We start from the raw sequence: 20,310 nt of genomic DNA, 5'->3' as shown, positions 1-20,310 counted from the left end.
GCTTCAACATCCTCCGACAGCTCCGCTTACCCGGGCGACATCCTCTTGTTCAGAGGAGATCACGATTTCACTCTCCAGATTGACCAAGGCTGTCGTGAAAGCCCCTTTTGTGCCAACAACCCGGAATTGAATGGCATCCTCGACGAAATCGATTTTTGCACCATCGTGGAGATGCGCGGCGCCGAGCGTTAGAAAGAAGTCGCCCGCCGCCAACCACATCGTGCAATCGCACGCTATCGTCAGAACATCACCGGCACGGGCTTGCCACGCCACGCCATGGCTGGTCAGGTTGGTTGCCCCCCATACGACAGTTCCCCTGCGGTCCTTGATTGCAAAACCACAGGACAGTGCCGGAATGTCCGCATCGCACCGAAACCGCATCGAAAAGCGATAGTTACTTCCACTCTGAAGGAGCGTTGCGCGCCGTCCGTGCTCATCGAACACCCCCCAATCGAGCAAACGCCCCTCACCCGATCCATATCGAACCTTCGGCGCGATTTCCTCCGCCGGCAGCTCGGAATCGTCGGCATTCTCGACGGTTCTTTGACTGATCGCGTTCTCCAGCCCCGGCGACGACGCCTCTTCGGCCGCGGCCGCCGTGCTCGCTTCCGATTTGCCAAACAGCAGATTGTGATAGACCACCGATATCGGCCCGGCCTCGCCTTCCGCGAAGACTCGTCCGCCTTCCAGAATCAGGGCGCGATCGCAGAAAGTCGTAATCGTGTTGGTATCATGGGACACGAGCAAGATCGTCGCGTTCTTCTGCTTCAGCCGCTGGATCCAGCCGAAGCACTTCATTTGAAACCGCGCGTCGCCAACCGATAGAGCTTCGTCAACGATCAAGATATCAGGCTCGACGCTGATCGCCGTGGCGAACGTGAGACGCGCCTGCATCCCGGTCGAATAGGTCTTGAATGGCTGGTCGATGACGTCCCGCAACTCGCTAAATTCGATGATCGAATCGAGCTTGCGTTCGATTTCCGCTTTGGGCATGCCGAGGCACAGCCCACCCATGAAAATGTTCTCTCGGCCGGTGTAGTCCGGGTGAAAGCCGGTTCCCAGTTCGAGGATGGCGGTGATCCGGCCGTTGACGTCCAAATCACCCGACGAGCGCTCGAGTGTTCCGGCGATGATCTTGAGCAGCGTCGATTTTCCGGCCCCATTGCGCCCAAGAATTCCGACGATCTCTCCACGCTTGAGATCGAGATCGACGGCCTGAAGGGCCACGCGCTCGGTGTGGCGCGGAACGCGGCGAATAACTTCCACCAGCGGATCGATTGCATGCTCATAGACGCGGTACGCCTTTCGCAGCCCGCGCGCACGGATGGCGATTTCGGATCCGGTCATAGCGCGTCACCAAAGCCGTGCTGCAGGCGAGAGAATACCGCGTAGCCGATTGCCAGGCAGGAGACCGCCCCAAGGGGAAAAACAATCCAAGCCGCCGGATGTTGAAAGGCTCCGAAATAGAGCGCGTCCTGCCAGCACCAAACCTGGTAGCTGAACGGATTGAAATGAAAAACCCAATTCATCCAGCTCGGCGTCACATACGGGTTGAACAAGATGGGCTGTGCGAACAGGTTGACCGCACAGAAGATCGTCACGATGTCGCGCAAATCGCGAAAGAAGATGCCGAGGGCCGATAGCATGAGAGCAACACCGGTCATCGCAATGAGTTGGATCGCAATCAGGAACGGGACGGTCAGAACCATGAAAGTCAGGGTTCCGCTGACCGCAGCGTAGCCGATCGTGAACAGAAGCGCGATTGAGTATGGAAGCGCCGAAGCGATCGCAGTCTTGATCGGCAATACCACGACCGGAAAAATGATCTGCTTCACGAGGCTTGCATGAGCGGTCAATATCGTGGTGGAGCGCGCCAGCAAATCCTGAAACGCCAGCCACGAGACTATTCCGATCAAGACATTGACGGCAAAATCGGGATGCCCGCCGCTGCTACCGACGCGGGTCGGGAATACGTAGGCGAACAGGAGCGAGTACATCAGCATGAGCAGCAGCGGATGGCCATAAGCCCACAGCGCGCCCAGCAGCTGTCCGGTGTGACGATCACGCAACTCACGCTTCACGAGCTCAGCAACGAGCTCGCGGTGTCCGTACACCGAGCCAAGAAGTGACTGCGCCGCGATCACAGCGAGACCTCCGGATTAGCCGACAGCCACGCTTGCGCCATCAAGACATTCCACAGCGGATAGGCCCAGTTCGCGCCAGCCAGATGCGCTTGCCATCGCTCTCGGATCGGTGCGGGAGTGAACAATTCCTGGTCCTTCAATCTTTTCTCAGCCAACAATTCTTCCGCCCAGTCCCTCAGCGGTCCCCTCAGCCACTCCGCCAGCGGCACGCCAAATCCCATCTTTGGACGGTCAAGCAGTGCACGCGGGACACGGCGATAGAGCACCTCGCGCAACGCCCATTTGGCAACGCCATCGCGATACTTCATATGCCTTGGAAGGGTCCAGGAGAATTCCACGACCCGGTGATCCAGTAGCGGAACCCGCGCTTCGAGGCCGACGATCATGCTGGAGCGATCGACCTTCGTCAGAATGTCGTCAGGCAGATAGGTGAGAGTGTCGATAAGCATCATCCGGTCGAGAAAATTCGGAACGCCGGTCGGGAGATGCGTATCCCAAAGCACCCCCTTGGTCTCGGAAGCTCCGATCACCAGATCGTTCGGTGTGTGCCAATGGCTCAGCATCCCGCGATAGAGCGTGTCGGGATCACCCTCGAGAATGGCCGGGGCGTACCGTTCAACCTTCGAACCAAGACCGTTTATCCGCCAGCGGCCCGGCAGCACCTCGCCGATCTGATCCAAGGCACGCCTCGGAACAGCACGGAGACCTCGAGCCAGCACATTGCGCAAAGCCCCTGGGGCGGGGCTGGCGACCTTTCGCATATCCAGCGCGTAGGCATAGCGGGAGTAGCCCGCGAACAATTCATCGCCACCATCTCCCGAAAGCACGACCTTAACATGCTGACGGGTCAGCTCGCACACCAAGGCGGTCGGCAGTTGAGAGGAGTCGGCGAACGGTTCGTCGTACCATTGCGGGAGATGCTCAACCATATCCAAGGCATGCGAGGCATCAGCATACAATTCGGTGTGGTCAGTTCCGAGATGGCGCGCGACCTCGCGCGCAAAGGGCGCCTCGTCAAATCCCTTCTCCGCAAAACCGATCGAGAATGTATTGATCTTTCGATCTGCGGTCTCTGCCATCAGCGCAGTCACGAGCGAAGAGTCTATCCCTCCCGACAACAGCGAACCAATCGGCACGTCGGCAACCAGCCGGCGCCTCACTGCATCGGACAGCAGAGCATCAAGGCGATTGATCGCCTCGCCCTCGTCGATTTTCGATTTGCCGCCTACCGACGTCTCAACGAGGCCTCTGAGATTCCAGAAACACTCAGTCGAAACTTCGCCGCCAAGCTTGGTCTTGAGCATGGTGCCCGGTTCAAGCTTGTAGGTATCCTTATAGATCGTAAAAGGCGCCGGGATATAGTTGTGGCGCATGAACGAAGCCATCGCGTTGCGATCCAGGGCTGGCGCCCAGCCCGGAACAGCGCGCAGCGCTTTCAATTCCGAGCCGAAGGTCAGCACCCCGTCAATTACGCTCCAGTAAAGCGGCTTGATTCCAAGGCGGTCGCGCACAAGAGTCAGGTCGCCAGTCTGCTTGTCATAGAGCGCGATGGCGAACATGCCGATCAGGCGCGGCACCACGTTTTCGATGCCCCATTCCGCGCAGGCCTCGAGGATAATTTCAGTATCCGAGTGACCTTTGAGCCGACGATTGGTCCGCTCAAGATCGGCCGCAATCTCGTTATGGGAGTAAACTTCACCATTGTAGACAATGACGAACCGCCCACATCCCGACGTCATCGGTTGAGCGCCCGTGGGGGTCAAATCACGGATCGCCAGACGTCGGTGACCGAAGCCCACACCTCGTTCGCTGTCGAGCCAAGTGCCGCGCGAATCCGGCCCACGATATGCGAGGCTATCGGTCATTTCGTCGAGGACCCGCTGCGATAGAGGCCCGCGGCCGCCTGGCCGAAGTCGCATGAAACCCGCAATGCCGCACATTACTGCGCCCCTCTCCCCCTGGCCGTAGACACTGTTCAGATCACTGAAAAAAGCAGAGCAGCAAGGAACGTGTATTTGACGCAATCATTGCGCTGCATCCTGATGCTCCTGGTGATTCAAGCCCAGCAAGCTTGGAGCCAGTACACGGCCTGGTCCATAGAGGCGTACCGCTTCATCGAAAGCCCGACTGGGATTGGCTACATCGGTGATCATCACAGCATCAAATGGAATGGCAACACGATCGTAGCCAGCAACGACCTGGACCCCGACGAAACGCGTGTCGCCTGCATTTTCATCAACAATTGCGACGATCGAGACACCGCAATCGACAGCCGACAGCATGGCAATCTCGGCCAAGTCCGACCTTCCACAAAGCACCAGATTCTGGAAATGCTGCGCCTTCGCCAATTGAAGGACCTGCGCACAATCGGCCTTGGCCTGACGAAAAAACGAGAAAGAGGACGACAGATATTCCACGGTCAGGCGCGATTTCTCAGCGAAGCCCTTTGGCGTCAGGTAATAGGCGTAGCGACGCGCCGGCGCCTGGCTGACTTTGACAAAGCCCTTCTTGATGCATCGCTTGAGGTAGGCGTTAACGAGGCCAAGCGCGATACCAAGCTCCTCCGCGATGCGGCGCTGCGATTGCGCGCCATCATCGACGGAATTCAGCAAATTAAGGACGATCCGTTCATCCTCCCCGCTAGAATCCGGCAACGTGTGGTCCATTGAGACTCCCCCTCCGTCGGCGACAGATAGTCCGTTCATGCCGTGAACGTCAAGTCGAACGTTCACGATGTGAACAATTCAATCAATTGAATTTGTTGAAGAATTTTATGGCTAGCTAATTGAGCCAGCAAATTGGCATGTTCGGACGGGCGCCTTTTCTTAGCCTGGACGCAAATGCCCACTCACTACGGCGTACCGATAGTATTCGCTCGGCGCTGCCACCGGCCGCGTTCGAACGCCGCCAAATGGACTGACCCCACCCCTGCCCCCAGTAGTTGCGTTCGATGAATAACATTCCAGAGTGCGCTGACCGCAATGTCGACGAACAACGACGCCTCGGAATGAGCGGTCACCACATCCGATAAGCGCCTGTACTGGGCGGTTGGAGCTGGCGCAAATCAAGAGCAACCGCGTCGAAGCGTCCGCGCAGCAGCAGCCGGCGCTGTGATAGACCCAGGCGGCACAAGCAGCGCATCGCTCGAACTTCGTACCCACCAAATCTGATGATGTCGCACCCGAACCATGCGGCAGGCCGCCGCACTGCTGGTGGACGTGCGTCATCCCGTGGTATGACTGCGGCCCTTCGTGACGTTGGCGACGATGCTGATGGCCTACTTGCGGTCCTGCCGGTCCCCTCGAGACGACACAGATTTTTCATGCTCCCGATTACCCATGACATCCGGGCTTCCGACAATCCTGCTTCGACTGATCAATGAATCCCCTAGAAATCAAGCTGAAGGGTCGCATCCTCTACATCGCTAACGAGGACTGGGCGTTCTTGCTCAATCGCCTGCCAATGGCGCGGGCAGCGCGTGACGCCGGCCTTGAGGTTCATGTGGCGACCAATGTGAGCAGCGGCGCCGCCTCCATCAGGGCGGAGGACTTTGTACTTCACCAGATCCCCTTCCAACGTGGTCAACGGGCGATGCTCACGGCTGCTGCGGCGCTGAAAGCTATCCGGGAGGTGGAGCGCGCGATCAAGCCAAGCATCGTGCACCATTCCGGGGTGCAATGCTGCGTCTTTGGTTCGCTGGCTGCGCTCGACCGGAGATTCCCCGTCGTCAATGCGATCACCGGGCTCGGCTATATCTTCACGTCATCGAGTTCGCAGTCACGTCTGCTGAAGCGCGTCCTGACCCGACTGCTGCCTTGGCTGCTCAATCGAAATCGCAGCTACACAATCGTGCAAAATCCCGACGACCGCGAGGCGCTGATGGCGCTCGGTGCCAAGCCCGACCGCATGACGTTGATTCCGGGATCTGGCGTTGATGATGAATCATTGCAGCCGCTACCTGAGCCGGCAGGCCCGATCACGATCGGATTCGCGGGGCGGCTGCTGGTCGACAAAGGCATCCGCACTCTGGTTCGCGCCCACGGTCTACTGCGCGATCAAGGACACGATATCAACCTTATCATCGCAGGAAATCCTGACCCGGCGAATCCATCGTCCGTGTCACACGAAGAGATCGAAGCCTGGATCGCACGACCGGGCATCACGTGGCTCGGGCACATCGACAACATCGCCTCGCTGTGGCGCGCTTCACACATCGCGGCATTGCCTTCGTATCGTGAAGGGCTTCCGGGAGCGTTGATGGAAGCAGCCGCCTGCGGCAGGCCCCTGATTGCGACGGACACGCCTGGCTGCCGCGAGATTGTGCTTGCTGATCAAACCGGCCTCTTGGTACCACTCGAGGACCCAATAGCCCTGGCAAGCGCAATTCTGCGGCTTGCTGAAGCGCCTGAGTTGCGGGCGAGGTTCGGTGCTGCGGCGAGACGACGCGTGTCGGAGCGATTCTCTGCAAGGATCATCGGCTACACGATCACTCAGCTCTACGGTGACATATTGGCGCGCAGTGAGGCACCACTGACTGCTTCGAACGCCCGAACCGATCGATAACCGCGACCTCGCCGATCGCGGCCCACTGAACAAGCGAACTGACACAGCCGGCGTCAAAGCGATGTCCCTCACAGGCTGCGGCCAACGTGTCGTGCCGTGCTTGATATCACCACTATTCTCCGGGCTCCTGCGCCGGCGGCCGGCCTGTGAATGCGGCAGTTGCCAAGGAAATCTCATGAACTCCTCCATGGGACTCGTCCACAGAAACGCCCGCGCAAGCGGAGGCTGGCTGAATTGCTTTGCTGCTCGTTCGACAATTGGCGACTTGTCAACCTGCTTCCTGGTGTTTACAGGACAACGCAATCGTCCAGCACGACCAGAGATTTCCGCCCATGGAAGCAACTCGGCTCACTCGAAATCTTGGATGCCTTCGGTCCCGGGACCAGCCATACCTGTGATGACCGGGAGAGCCCAAGCGAACGAAGCAAGCACGGCGTCGCCGCGGAATTGCGGCGCGGTTCGTTGATCCGGCCCAGCCGCGCAGCGGCGCCGGCCGAACTCAAGATACGCTGCGCCACGTTCGCAAGGCTCCGCATCCGCGAAAGATGACGAACGTCATCACGGCAATTGTTGGCAATTGTTGCTTCGTTGAGATAACAGAGGCTTACTCTTGGCACCAAGCAGGTTAAGTTCTCGAATCTTCGAATCCGCAGGCCGCCAGCCACACTCACCGGCCGCGTATGACCTGCAACGGGACTGGCAGCATGAATACGAACGAGATCGCGGTAGCGGGCAAGATTTCAACGCGCGTGAGCTTGGGCGTATTGATCAGCTTCCATATCGTCGCCTGCTGCATCTCGCTCGGCTATCTCAGCCGCAGCTACGGCAACTTCCATATTTTTTATGATGCCGAACTGCTCAACGGGGCGATCGCAACGATCGCCGCGTTTGCTGCTCTCTCCTACCTTTTCCTCCTCGTTCCATTCAGCTTTGGTTATTTTCTCAGCTTTTATTTTTACACCATGATCCTTGGATACCTCTGGCTAAATTGTTTCTCCCGCTTCGAGTACAATCACTGGCTCAGCGGAGCCTCTGCCGTCGCGTCCATGATAGCATTCATGGCGCCATCACTCCTCGTGACATCTCCGATCCGACGAGTGTTCACGATTAGCGAAACAACCTTCTACCGCGCATTGACAATTATCTTGGCAGTCGGCGTGGCCACGATCCTGATAGCCGCAAGCTATAGCTTCAAAATGGTCTCGCTCGGGCAGATGTACGACTTCCGCGACAAGATCAACATGCCCTCCCCGCTCGTCTACTGCATTGGCGTCGTTTCGAACGCCCTGTTGCCCTTCACCTTTGCTTGCTTTGTGGAGCGGCGGAATTACTGGCGAGCTGGACTGACGCTTGTCCTATTGCTGCTTGTCTACCCAATCACGCTCAACAAGATCGCGTTCTTCACACCAATGTGGCTTCTGGCCATGGCTGTACTGACGCGCCTGCTCGATTGCCGAATTGCAGTTGTGCTCTCGCTATTCGTACCGCTGATTATCGGCGTCGTCTTGTACGCCATCCTCGGCATCAGCGACACGCGCTATCTCGATATCGTCAATCTTCGAATGATTGCTACGCCGTCAAATGCGATGGATATCTACAACGACTTCTTCTTCAACCACCCTCTCACATCCTTCTGCCAGATTACATTTGTCAAAACCCTCGTCTCTTGTCCCTATCCGGTTCAGTTGGGAGAAGTGATGCAGCAGGCCTACCGGCTCGGTAATTTCAATGCCTCCCTTTTCGCGACCGAAGGGATCGCTTCGGTCGGCGTTCTCCTGGCGCCGATCCCGGTTTTGGCATGCGGACTTGTAGTCGCTCTCGTCAATCGATTTTCCTCGGGCCTTCCTCCTCGCTTCGTCCTTGTATCTGGTGCAATCCTTCCTCAGATCCTCTTGAACGTGCCATTCACGACAACCCTCCTCTCTCACGGCGCCGCCGTACTTTTTCTGCTATGGTATCTGACGCCGCGCTCAGTCTTTGCATCGCAGAGTGGGTCTGTCGCCGTCGAGAGGAAGCTTGAAGAGCACCTCGCATGACCATCAAGCGGTCGATGTTGGTTAGCGATCGCATTTGGTGCGAGCCAACACTGCATTTTGCCCTGATCTACGCCGCATCCTGATCTGCAAACTGGACACGACATGTCGAAGCGATTTCAGCGGAGGCTCGTTCTCGCGACCATTTTTGGAGCGATCTTATACATTCCGCTCGGGCTCTACCTCGATACGCTTCCGCCTTGGCGTGAGCCGGACCCGGGCCTCATCCGCCCGCCATTCAAACATTTTGGCGGCAACGCTTGGCAATATCTGACACTTATCCCAGGCGCCGTCTCGGACAGCAATGAGGCACCCAGTCGGTCTCGGCTTGAAGTGACAGAAGACCGTCACGCTCTCGGACCAGCTCATACGACGCACGTCGATATCGCCGAGAAAGGAAACGGACGATACTCTCATTGGCAGTCGTCCTTGATTTTCTCGACGAGCGACAACAGCGACCCGAATACAAACGGGCGAGCCTACCGAGTCATTGATCCAGACGCGAAGGACCCCTTCGTTTCGCTCCGAATTCCTCATCGTCCAAGTTTGTTGAGCCGGCTATTCCCATCGAGGTTCGATCACTGAACCTCTCGCCCCTCCAGCTTGCGCGTTTTGCATCTGGAAGCAGATATTCACGAGCGGTCAGAACACGAGGTGACCAAGAAGCGGATCGAGCGATCTTTGACCGGACACCAAAAGCAGCGCACGGAGCCAGCAAGATCAATCCTATTGCGATTGCATTGGCATAGTGGAAAACGACGTCCTGCATGTTCTCAATGTGCAAAACGTACTCGGGATTCAAATAGTCCTCATTGTCGGATCGACTCGATACGTAGCGGTAGATCTCGTTGGCGTTCGCCCAACCTGCTTTTGTGTACTTCGCGGCTATCTCCGCTCGCAAGACGCCGCGCCGCACGTCGTACCTGTAAGCCGAAATCCCATAGTCTGGATCAACCAGGTAGTCGTGCCCACCGGCGGCAAACTTTACGAGCACACGGCCACCGACATCGAACGCCCACGCTGAATTCCATTTTTGCGAAGAATCTCGGAAGTGATCACTGCGCGCTGGCCACAGAAGCCGCATATCAGCGTACGTTTCTGAAGAAGGCCCTCGCTCCAAATTAGGCTCGCGTCGATTAGTGCTATCTGAGCAAGAGTTGCAGAAAGAACACGCTCAATCGGTGTCAACGAGAAGTCGCCCGGTTCGCAGTTGTAGCTGGTGTAGTGCACCGCGAGCGCGATCCGGTTCGCGTAGGCGACATCGTCGGTCTCAGAAGGACGTCGGATGAGTTCGGAGTCCGGAATCCCGCTAAGTGTGCGCCCGCTCACATAGTCGTATCCGGGTGCACCAACTTGCCTGCCTCGCGATTGCCTAGGCAGAAGCTGCGAAGCAGAGACGGCCACCAGCAAGATTGCGACGACGGTCCGCAGCAGGGTCGGCCTTCTGAGCCTCGGCAGGGTCCTCAGCCAGTTCATCGGCGGCGACGCTCTTTGTTGAGGGCGCTCTTAAGCTCCGTACTGCACCCGCATGAGACGCAAGACGCTTCTTGTGCTTGAACACATTATTTTCAAACGGTGAGAGCGTGAATAGCTCAATTGAGCTATTCACCGTTGCAGATTTGGCCCGCCAGAAACCTACAGAAACACTGGTGCAATCTGAAACCCAAGAACCACATTGGCTAACCAGGTGACGGAGCGCTTGGTGACTCTGCCGGCGCGCCTGGAAAATCGTGGAGGGCTAGCAGGCAGCAAGGATTGCTGCCGAGCGCAATTCAAATATCAATCGATGAAGGGCAAGCTATCTTCCTGAATTGCGAAGCTTAGCAGCGTCGATGGCCGGCTCGGCGATCATGGTGGTCGCTTATGAGGTAGCGTGGGGTCACGTCTTGCCGCCCCCAGGAAGCTGGCCTTCAACTCACGGCGGTTTGCCGGATGGCGTCCGAAAAGCTTCGCGCGAACGCACGGACATTGTCGTCCTGATGCGGGACAATGTTTCGTACCGTCGGAGGGCTATTCATCTCCGAAATCTGCATCAGATGATCCGCCAGCGAGACCGGGTCATCGACGCCGAAATAGCGGGCGGCGCCTGCAGTCTGCTCGCGGTGCACGTCGATATCCGACAGGATCACTGGAACGCCAAACGACTTCGCCTCCTCGACGGTCGTGCTCCAGCCCTCGAAGCGCGATGGGTTGATCAGGGCTGTTGAAGCGCGCAGCAGCGCGTAGACATGCGGCAGCGGGATAACGCCAAGGTGGCGAAACTGCGCTTCAAGGCCGCGCTTTTGGATCTCGGAGTTTACCAGATCATAGTAGCCCGGCTCGCGCCGGTCTTCCTTGCTGCCGGATGCACAGATCACCACGTCGATCGCCCGCCCCTTCAGGATCGTCAAGGCGTCGACGACGAGCTGGTGGTTCTTGTGGCGATAGAACTGATTGGGCAGGTAGAAATAGTTCGCCGGCAGATTATATTCCGCGATTACGTCCGACGGGTCGGTGTTCAGGAACGCGGCCGGTGGCTGGGTCGCGAAGCGAACGACGCAGACCTTGTTTCTTGCGCCTGGATAGTAGGCCTTGAAATCGCGCAACGCGCTTTCGCTGCTCAGCATGATGGTCCGCCCGGACGCGATCTGAACGCGAAAGCCGATCTCGCGGCGCCAGCGCGCCGTCGTTGGAAACAGTTGAGGTAGCGAACGGTGTTGCAGATCCGGAATCCACGCTACCGTCGGGACAGGCAGCCGCCAGCCGAAGAAGCGTGCTGCTTCAACAACCACATCGACGCGCGCTGAGTGAAATGCTGCCGCCGCTGCGCGATCCAGACCAAGCGCGAGCGCGGCAGCCAAACCGGGCTGCCCATCGAATGCTTCCGATCGGACGACTTCGACCGCCGGTACTGCGGCAAGCTCCGAGAGTTCATTCTCGGCGGCGCCCGTCCCGGCAAAAACGACCGGAACGAATTCGCCCGGCAGAAACTGAGCGAGCGCCGCGAACAGATTGCGCTGATAATTGTAGCCGCCGGCCCAAAGCCGTCGCGAAATGTGACTGAACGCGAACCGCAATGGGCGCGGCGTCACGAAGCCTGCCCCTTGAACCAAGCCACGTAATCGGCAAGGCCCTGATCGAGCGGAATGCACCAATCGAACCCGATCTGGCGCAGCATTGCATCGTCGGCCAACAGGCTCACGGGATCACCGGGCCGGCTTACGCCGGAGTGTCGCACGACGGTGCTGCTGCCCCACTGGCGGACGAGGCCGGCTGCGATGTCGGCAACGCTTGTCCCGCGGCCCGAACCGCCATTGATGACCCGGAAGGTCTCCTGCGGCGGCGGTTCCGCCACACCGACAAGCAGCCTCGCGACATCGCGAACGTCGGTCCAGTCACGAATCTCGTTGCCGGTCCCGCCAAGCGTGAGCGCCTGCTCCTTGGCCTGCAGCCGCGAGCAGATGTCCCAGAGCAGCTGTTTACGCAAATTGGGTCCATAGACAGAGAACAGCCGCACGATCGTGCAGTGGATACCGAATGACTGCGCGTAGCTCCGGCACAATTGCTCCATCATGAACTTGTGCTGCCCATAGGGCGACACCGGAGTTGCGATGGCGCTTTCAGCGATCGGGCCGAAATGATCGGCCCCGTAGACGGCCGCACTCGACGCCGCGATCACGGCGCAGTCCCGCGCGGATCCGCGCAGCCATTCCAGCAGCCGCGCGGTGCTCGCGACGGTGCGCGAGAAATCCTCGAACGGCCGCTCGATCGAGATGCCTACCGACGATCCGCCGGCGAGATGAACGAGATGCGTCGGCAGCCCGTGCGCCGCCGCCAGCGCATCGAGATTGGCCGCATCGATTTCACCGTTGATCCAGCTTCGCAAACCGAGCCGCCGGGCTTCCGTTGCGTCAAGCGCTCCGTGTCCGATGCCATGCACCGCATGGCCCGCCCCCGCCAACTCGTGCACGAGATGGCGGCCGATGAACCCGTTTGCGCCTGTAATCCAGACGATCATGCGTTTGACCCAGCCAAACTAAGTTTCAAGGACTGATCTTACAACACGCGCCGGGTTGCCGGCGACGACCGTGTCCTCGGCAACGTCTGCGGTGACGACCGAACCGGCCGCCACAATCGCGCGGGCACCGATCCGAACACCCCGCATCAGGAATACGCCTGCCCCGATCCAGGCATCGTCGTCGATCACGACAGGGCGCTCATCGAGATCCAGTTGACGCGGATGGCCCCTAGTAAACATCTCCTGAATCTGCCGGTGCCGCGCCACATGGTCCACGGGATGGGTCAGATTGTCGAAGACGTTGACGTCGTGCGCGATCAGCACCCGGTCTCCAATACGGATCGATCCAGCGGACCATATCCGCGAATTCTCCCCGACATAGCACCATGATCCGATTTCAATCAGCCCGCCATGGGCGAACGTCAAGAGCTCGCCCCGGATAATGCTGTTCGAACCGATGACGATGCAGTCGCTGTCACCGCGAATATTGCGGATGCGTGCAGTCGGCATCAGCCTGGCATGCGACCCAAGGCGACAGGTCGCGCGCCCCAGTATCCGCTGCAGCCAGTAATCGAGATTCATCTGATCAACTCGATGCAGGCAATAGCACGCGCACAGCCCGCCCTGTCGTCGAGCCGACCGCGTCCGCTATGCGGGTCAAATGCAGTCGCATTCGCAACATCGGCCTCCGTTGCCCGACGCCAGCCCCTCCTGTCATAGCCGAAGAATTCGAGCTCGTGGGACGAAGGCGCAAAGGCGTCGATCAAGGCCTGGATCATCGCCCGGTCGAAGACCTGAAACCACTCGAAATTCTCATATCGCCCGTATGGCACCGTGATCAGGCAGCGTCCGCCGGGAGCCATGATCCGTCGAAACTCACGCATCGCATCGGCAAAGCCATGCTTGTTGGTTTCGGATTTGGCCGGATCATCAGTGTAGAGCATGGTGTTGTCCAGCCCGACATGCTCCAGCGTGGATATGCTGATAATGGTGTCGAAGGCACTATCCTCGAACCTCGTCTTGCGAAAATCTCCGAAGACGTAGGAGTAGCCCTGATACCAGTAGCACCGCTTCTCCGGTGCCAGCGTCATGATCGTGAGATCCGCCTTGCGCAACGGATCGCGGCCGAGAATGTATTCGTGATTCAGCGTCGATCCCGCATCAAGCATTCGTCCCAATGGGACACCATCGCGGCGCAACCGGTCGAACAGCCATGGATATTCGACGACTCGTTCATCGATGCCGATGCCAAATGTCTCGGGCAGCGGGCGACCCGATCGGACGGCGGCCGTGTCGATTGCAGTCTGAATGGCGTTCTTCTTGCGCGTAAAATAGCCGACCGACCAGGGCCGACCGCCTCTCGCAAAGTAGACAGGCAATGCAAGCGCGTCAGCCATCTCCTTGATTTTGAAAACGAGACCGTCAACGTGCATGCCTGCTCCTAGATGCGCTCCAAGAGGTTTTCAAATAGAACCCACTGGCGCTCTTTGCTATACAAATCTCCCACCGCTCGCCGCCCCCGCTCGGCTTTGGCCTTCATGTCATCCCAGTTCCGCAGGCTATTCTCGATCTGGGCGAGGCAGTCATTGCCCGCCTCGTAGGTCACAATCGTCTGCCCTGGATCCATTCCCTCCGGATAGTTGCCCGCATCCGACACGAGCAGCGCCCCGCACCCCATCGCCTCGAAGCAGCGCATATTGCCGCGATCCTTGCCGGCCATGTCGATTGCGCCGTTGAGCACGATCTTCGCTGATCCGAACAGCTCGTAGAGGTCCCGGCCGAACAGCGGCAGCCTTGCGATGCGCGCGATGGCGTCGGGCCGCCGGTGCTTGTGCAACGGCAGCAAGCGGCCGACCGCGCTTTCGGCAAGCCGCGTCAGCCGCGACGCATCGAGGCAGAACACGACGTTGCGGTCACCAGCGAGGGCCGCAACCTGTTCGAGGGTTCTGCCCCGCGCGCTATGATGCCGCGAATATCCACCGACAAACGCCACGTCGATCGGCCGTTCGCCGTTGCCGTACTGCTCCATGACGGGGTCGATCGCGGGAAAGAAGAGCTCCGCCCGGCACCCCTTGCTGCGCCACGCCTCGAGGATCGAGGGGAAGTTTCCAAGCACCGCGCCATAGGCGGTGAGATCAGCATTTCCGGAAGGCGCGGCGCGCCAGCACAGCGTCTTCTTCACGCAGCCGGGAAGCTTGGCGACAAACGCACTCGGATGGCGCACCGGATCGAGATTGTAGAACACCTCGGTTCTATGATGCTCGATCTGCGCGAGCAGAATGGCCTCGAGCGTCGGCGATTCCTTCATGCCCTGCTCACGCGCCCACTGGCGCTGCAGCACTTCATCGTCGCCATTCGTGAAGAAGGCTTCAGCTGCGCCGTCGAGCACGGGCTTGAGAAAATGCGCGGCGCCAAACCGATCGTGCAGAAACACGTCGCGGCGCGCGTCGAAACTTGACGCCTTTGCCGCGAGCTGGTTCAGCCTCGGCAAATAGGACGGATAGAGACCGCTATTCTGGAACAGACGCATTGGTTACGCGGACCTTGCCAACATCCATTTCATGTTCAGATAAGGCCAGATCCGGCCGACACTCTTCCAATCCCAGCTCTGCGACGCCGTCAAGCGGCCGACCGCCTTTCGAAGGGGCGTTTCGTCGACGAACTCGGCAAATGCCGGAACATTCCGCTCGAGCAGCTCTGCTGTCCAGCCCGCCAATGGCCCGTTCAGCCATTCCGGCATCGGCGAGTTGAAGCCTACCTTGCGGCGCGCGGTGCGGATGCTTTCGGGCATCAGATTCGCCATCGCCTGCCGCGCCACCACCTTGGTCAGGCCGTCTGCCGACTTGCTCGTTTCCGGCAGCGCCATCGTGTAGGTGACCAGCCGCCAGTCCATGAACGGCATGCGGACCTCGATCCCGTGCGCCATCGAGAGCCGGTCGAAATTGCGCAGGATGGTGGGCAGCGTGGTCGAATGGAACATGCGGTAGAGGCGCCGGTTCAACGCACCCCATGTATCAGGCAATTCGTCATCCTCGGCGACCAGCGGCAGCGGCGCGGGCGCGGCCGTAGCGCCTCCGCGCAGGAAGTAGTGCCCCTCGCGCCTGATCATCTGCGCGCGCAGGAAGTCGATGCCGCGTTGCGCCAGCTGCGATCGTGAGGTGAGCGCGGCTGCTGCGTTCCGGATCCGGAATGCGACCGACTGTCCCTCCTGCAGGTAGGCGCCCATCAATTCGTCCGCGCCGTGGCCGTCGAGTGAAACGGTGACGTTCTGGCGCCGGAGTTCGCGATAGATCAACCACGGCGCGCTCGGCAGCCCGATATAGACGTCGTCATTGTCGTCGAGGATGCGGTCAAGGTCGGTGAGCGCGTCGGAGCGCCCGATCTCGAGGAAGCTCGGTGCCACCTCGGCCCACGCGGCCGCTTCCTCCGCCATCGGCCGCTCGTCATTGCTGGCGCCGGGAAAGGTCGCGACAAAGGCGTGCCGCCAGGCGGTCGAGTCACGCGGCCCCATGCCGGCTTTCTCATGGGTCGCCATGGCGCAGATCACCGCGGACGAATCGAAGCCGCCGGACAGGCAGGTCCCGATCGGAACGTCGCTGCGCATCCGCAGCGCGACGGAATCCTGAAACAGGTCGCGAAAGCGCTCGACGCGCGCGGTCTCGGTGTCCGGGATTGCCGGCAGATGGTCCACGGTTCGCCACCAGCGGCGCACCTGCACACGCCCCTGGCGCAACCACATGCAGTGGCCGCCCTGCAGGCGGCGCAGTTGCGCGAACAGCGTCCGCTCGCTGCCTTCGATCCCGAACGGGTCAAGCAACAGCCGCCGCGCCACGTCGACATCGAGCGACGTCTCAACCAGCCCACTCCGCGCCAGCGCGCGCTGCTCGGACGCGAACACGAACCGCTCGGATGAAAACGCATACAGCATCGGCTTGATGCCGAAGCGATCGCGCGCCAGGAACAAATCATCCGTGGCCGTGTCGTAGATCGCCAGCGCCCACATGCCGTTGAAGCGCAGCAGCATGTCCTCGCCCCACGCCTGCCAGGCGGCGAGGATCACTTCGGTATCGGACTGGCTGCGAAAGGCTGCGCCCTTCGCCTCGAGTTCGCGGCGCAATTCGAGGAAGTTGTAGATCTCGCCATTGTAGACGATCACATGGCGGCCGTCGCCTGATGCCATCGGCTGATAGCCACCCTCGCCTGGATCGATGATGGCGAGCCGGCGATGGCCGAAGGCGACGTTTCGCTTGGCATTGAACCAGGTGCCCTCGCCGAACGGACCGCGATGCGCGATCAAATTGGTGAGCCGCGAGATGTCAGCCGGCTCCACGGGAGCGCCGCGCAGATTGACGATGCCTGCGATACCGCACATGTCTAGACGGCCTTGAAGGGCAAGAAGCGAGTAATGATTACGTGGAGATCGCGCCAGCAGACGGCGCGGTAGGGACCCAGTTGCGACACGGCAACGGCGGCAACAAAGATCGCCGCCGCCGACATACCGTACAGCGACACCACATACCACCATGACGGCGCCTGGTCGAATGACACATGGCCGAGCTGCGAGCGCAGCGCCAGCGCAACGGCGATCCCCGTCCCGAGCGGGATCAGGACGAAATGCAGCATCCGTGACCACATCCCCGAAAGCCTGAAGGTACGCCGCAACAGCAGCACCGTGATCACCATCTGCGCAACCATCCCGACACAGGAACTCCAGCCGGCCGCCTGCCAGCCGAAATACGGCAGCGCAATGGCGCTGGTCGCCAGCGTGAAGATGCCCGTGACGAGCGAGATCAGCGCGTTGGAACTGGAGCGCCCCTGCGACAGCAGATAGAACGCAAACACATTGGCGCTGGACCCCAATATTCCGCTGATCGCAAGCACCACCAGCACTAGCTGGGCCTCGGCGGCGACCTCGGCGCCGGTCCATCGATGCAGCAATGCGCCTGCGACCGGGATCAGGCCACCCAGCGCGCTCGCGGCAAGCACATTGAGAATCCAGGACGAGCGAAGCAGGAGGTCGACCTTGCGATCGTCATCCTCTCTCTGCAGGGTGCTGAAGAACGGGAACAAGATCTCGCCGATCTTCAGCACACCGATATAGACAGCCTCCTCCAGCCGCTGCGCGACGCTGTAGAAGCCGACGAATTGCGGTTGCAGCAGCGCGCCGAGCAGATAACGGTCCGCCTGGCCTGCGAACAGCGCGCCGCTTTGCGCCGCGACCTGCCAGCCGCCAAGCTTCACCAGTGCACGCAACGCGCCGCGATCGAGCGCCGGCCGTGCCAGCCAGTCACTGATTGCGCGTCGCGACCAGGCGACGACCATCAGGAGATTGGTTGCGAAGCCCAAGGCCTGACAGCCGATGAAGGTCGAGGCGCGCGGTGCGTGCGGGATCAGCAGCAGCATCGACATCGTCGTCACCACCGTGCCCGTGATGCTGATCGACGCGATCCGCCGATAGTCCTGACGCGCCGTGAACAGCGAGAGGAAGACGGCGAACAGGCACTGGAACAGCCAACCGGCGCCCGCCAATGCGAAGGCGAGCCCGAGGTCGTCGGCGGCCGGGCCGCCGAGGTGGAATCCCAGCCGTGCGAGCGGCGCGCCGGCAAAGGCAAGCAACGCCGCGATCAGGCCGCCAAGGACGATGGCAAGCGCGAGAGCGGTCGCGAAAAATCGCCGCGCCTGGTCGTAGTCGGACGGTTCCAGCCTTTGCGCGAGTTCCCGCGCCGTCGAAAGGCCGAGCGCATTGCTGAACATCAGCGCCGGCGCCACACAGGCCGTCACCAGACCCGCAACGCCGAACGCGGCGAGACCGAGCCGGAAAATCACGAACGGCAGGATCGCGAGGTTCAGCAGCACCGCAACCGCGAAGGCGGTCGCGTTCCATGCCGAGTTACCGAGCAGATGGGATGGACCCTTTTTCACCGCCATGCCCGCTTTCGGTCCATCGCTCCGATACGCCTCAAGTGCCTCTTCCGTAAGGGCAAAACCCATTCGGCATGACGACGGGCTAGCAGCCGGCGCGGTGATTGTCGAGGGTTGGCAGACGGCGGGGAGCCGTGGGACCAGGCCAGGGCCGCAGCAAAGGCACGAGCCGATCTCCACGGAACCATGGCTGGTTGCTTGCGGCCTGGCTTGTCGTTCAAGCAACAATTGGAAAGGCCTGTCTAAATTCTAAAGCAGATAAGCACAGACCCAAAGCCGCCCGTTCAAACAAGAGGTATCTAAATGCCCTTTCCGCCACATCCCGAGCCCTGTCGGGCTTCGGCATGCTCGATCTGACCCAGGCACGTTCCGGGCTCACTGCGTGCGCCAGCTCGAGCACCGTCATCACGCGGCGGGCCTGCGCGCGTGACGAAGGTCTCTCGGCCGCCGCGCAAGGACCGCCGTGAGGCCGTAGAGGCTGCCGGATGATGCAGAGATAGAACGAGAAGTGACCGGGTTCGAGCCCGGTCGCATCCCAGGACGCGCCTGTACGCCAATTGTCGTAGCCGCGCGCTGACGCGAGCGCGCGCAGCAGAACGGCCATCGGCCTAACGGCAGGTCAAGCTGGCGAAGCGCCTCAAGCCCAACCGCTCATCGAGGGGCTCTCAGCCAATGTGCTGACGGCGATGCGACCTACGATTCGGATGCGTTGCGATCCGCCATCGGCGAAAAAGGCACACAAGCCATCGCGCCCCCTCATGGGCAATCAAACATCCGTTCAACAAGCCTCTCCATGCCGAGCGTCACGTGATCGAACGCTGCTTCTCAAAACTGCAGCGGTTCAGGCGCGTCGCAACGCGCTACGAAAAACCGCCCGACATTACTTCGCCATCTTAACGATCGCTACCGCTCCGCTCTGGCTAAGGCAACTGTCCACACGGCCTAATGGACAATGAAGTAGCCCGTGTTCAGGTCGGCCATACGTACGTTGGTTGTATCCCGCCCCATGACGGCATCATGAAAATCGCTCCCTAACTCGGACATGGCGTGGGATTGATCGCTCGGCGTTTCGTGCAAGAGCTCCATCAGCTGTTTACAGGTAGTAACCAAAGAAAATCCATCAGGTGCGACAATTTCCGCGCTTCCGGCATTCACTACACCGCCCCCATCGATGTCCCGGTGAAATACGAAACTATCATTGCTAGCTGCGATCCAGGCCCCTTGCGATGCAGGACATGGAGTCACCGATGTCTGGCCGGTTACAGCAATCATAAGCGTGGAAATGCCAATCACTCCGTTGCCATCCAAGTGCTGTTGGACATTTGGCTCCAAGTGTTCCAGCGCGGCGCTACTTCCGGACACCACACCAATAGTATCCGAGATGGCGTTGCCGCTGCTGTCCGTGTTCCAAACGGTATGCCGATCGGCGCCCGAAACTTTCCAAGCAATTTCATATCCGTTTGCCGTCTGCTCCGCCCCGGTCGGCGTCCAGGCTCCGACCTGAGTGGATGCAGCAAAAGGCGTCCCGGCATGTTTGACTGATGGGCCCGTACCGCCGCTGACGGCATCGAGAGAATAGTAGCTGCCGATCTGGTCCAGTTTGGTCGAGCCGGCGGCTTCGACCACGGTTACGCTCGCCGCAGGTATGCCG

13 protein-coding genes and 2 pseudogenes are annotated in these 20,310 nt (G+C 60.0%); 2 read left to right on the top strand and 13 right to left on the bottom strand.

Annotated features, from left to right (window positions below):
• Nucleotides 1–3: 3 nt before the first annotated feature.
• From PMN64_RS19390 to PMN64_RS19375, 4 genes are all read right to left on the bottom strand, one after another.
• Nucleotides 4–1,347, bottom strand: a complete 1,344-nt coding sequence (locus PMN64_RS19390) for an ABC transporter ATP-binding protein (RefSeq protein ID WP_411781776.1) — start codon at nucleotides 1,345–1,347, stop codon at nucleotides 4–6.
• Nucleotides 1,344–2,144, bottom strand: coding sequence for an ABC transporter permease (locus tag PMN64_RS19385; RefSeq protein WP_028338356.1), 801 nt, complete (start codon nucleotides 2,142–2,144; stop codon nucleotides 1,344–1,346). Before PMN64_RS19385 ends, PMN64_RS19390 begins: the two co-directional genes overlap by 4 nt.
• A complete protein-coding gene (gene asnB / locus PMN64_RS19380; protein WP_411781775.1) occupies nucleotides 2,141–4,084 on the bottom strand; it encodes an asparagine synthase (glutamine-hydrolyzing) in 1,944 nt (647 codons plus the stop codon). Before asnB (PMN64_RS19380) ends, PMN64_RS19385 begins: the two co-directional genes overlap by 4 nt.
• 84 nt (nucleotides 4,085–4,168) lie before the next feature.
• On the bottom strand, nucleotides 4,169–4,810 hold the full coding sequence (locus tag PMN64_RS19375; RefSeq protein WP_411781774.1) for a winged helix-turn-helix transcriptional regulator: 642 nt from the start codon (nucleotides 4,808–4,810) through the stop codon (nucleotides 4,169–4,171).
• Between the two features lie 712 nt (nucleotides 4,811–5,522).
• Here PMN64_RS19375 and PMN64_RS19370 point away from each other — a divergent pair.
• Together PMN64_RS19370 and PMN64_RS19365 are read left to right on the top strand one after the other, a co-directional pair.
• The gene (locus PMN64_RS19370; RefSeq protein ID WP_411781773.1) at nucleotides 5,523–6,707 is read left to right on the top strand and encodes a glycosyltransferase family 4 protein; all 1,185 of its coding nucleotides are present in this window, start codon (nucleotides 5,523–5,525) and stop codon (nucleotides 6,705–6,707) included.
• Nucleotides 6,708–7,411: 704 nt separating this feature from the next.
• On the top strand, nucleotides 7,412–8,743 hold the full coding sequence (locus tag PMN64_RS19365) for a hypothetical protein (protein WP_225644410.1): 1,332 nt from the start codon (nucleotides 7,412–7,414) through the stop codon (nucleotides 8,741–8,743).
• Between the two features lie 1,907 nt (nucleotides 8,744–10,650).
• On the opposite strand, the gene PMN64_RS19360 is transcribed toward PMN64_RS19365, so the two are convergent.
• The 9 genes and pseudogenes from PMN64_RS19360 to PMN64_RS19320 form a co-directional block, all read right to left on the bottom strand.
• Nucleotides 10,651–11,811, bottom strand: coding sequence for a glycosyltransferase family 4 protein (locus PMN64_RS19360; RefSeq protein ID WP_411781772.1), 1,161 nt, complete (start codon nucleotides 11,809–11,811; stop codon nucleotides 10,651–10,653).
• Nucleotides 11,808–12,737 carry an NAD-dependent epimerase/dehydratase family protein gene (locus PMN64_RS19355; RefSeq protein ID WP_028338362.1) on the bottom strand — a complete coding sequence of 310 codons (930 nt, stop codon included), beginning with the start codon at nucleotides 12,735–12,737 and terminating at the stop codon, nucleotides 11,808–11,810. The genes PMN64_RS19360 and PMN64_RS19355 overlap by 4 nt, the downstream gene beginning before the upstream one ends.
• A gap of 18 nt (nucleotides 12,738–12,755) precedes the next feature.
• Complete coding sequence (locus PMN64_RS19350) at nucleotides 12,756–13,319, bottom strand: acyltransferase (RefSeq protein WP_016847963.1); 564 nt, start codon at nucleotides 13,317–13,319, stop codon at nucleotides 12,756–12,758.
• Nucleotides 13,316–14,170 (bottom strand): methyltransferase domain-containing protein, encoded by an 855-nt coding sequence (locus PMN64_RS19345; RefSeq protein WP_411781771.1) that lies wholly within the window; start codon nucleotides 14,168–14,170, stop codon nucleotides 13,316–13,318. The genes PMN64_RS19350 and PMN64_RS19345 overlap by 4 nt, the downstream gene beginning before the upstream one ends.
• A gap of 8 nt (nucleotides 14,171–14,178) precedes the next feature.
• Nucleotides 14,179–15,126 (bottom strand): glycosyltransferase, encoded by a 948-nt coding sequence (locus tag PMN64_RS19340; protein WP_411781770.1) that lies wholly within the window; start codon nucleotides 15,124–15,126, stop codon nucleotides 14,179–14,181.
• A 144-nt stretch (nucleotides 15,127–15,270) separates the two neighbouring features.
• Entirely contained in the window at nucleotides 15,271–17,109 is a 1,839-nt protein-coding gene (gene asnB, locus PMN64_RS19335) for an asparagine synthase (glutamine-hydrolyzing) (protein ID WP_411781769.1), read from the bottom strand.
• Between the two features lie 2 nt (nucleotides 17,110–17,111).
• Nucleotides 17,112–18,665 (bottom strand): lipopolysaccharide biosynthesis protein, encoded by a 1,554-nt coding sequence (locus tag PMN64_RS19330; RefSeq protein WP_411781768.1) that lies wholly within the window; start codon nucleotides 18,663–18,665, stop codon nucleotides 17,112–17,114.
• 478 nt (nucleotides 18,666–19,143) lie between these two features.
• Nucleotides 19,144–19,224, bottom strand: a pseudogene (locus PMN64_RS19325) (tripartite tricarboxylate transporter TctB family protein); the annotation flags it as partial.
• A 377-nt stretch (nucleotides 19,225–19,601) separates the two neighbouring features.
• Nucleotides 19,602–20,310, bottom strand: a pseudogene (locus PMN64_RS19320) (hypothetical protein); the annotation flags it as partial.

The organism is Bradyrhizobium sp. UFLA01-814 (genome assembly GCF_046718885.1).
GTDB classification, from domain to species: domain Bacteria; phylum Pseudomonadota; class Alphaproteobacteria; order Rhizobiales; family Xanthobacteraceae; genus Bradyrhizobium; species Bradyrhizobium elkanii.
Note: the sequence above shows the minus strand (reverse complement) of the source record. Positions and strands in the feature narration are given on the sequence as shown.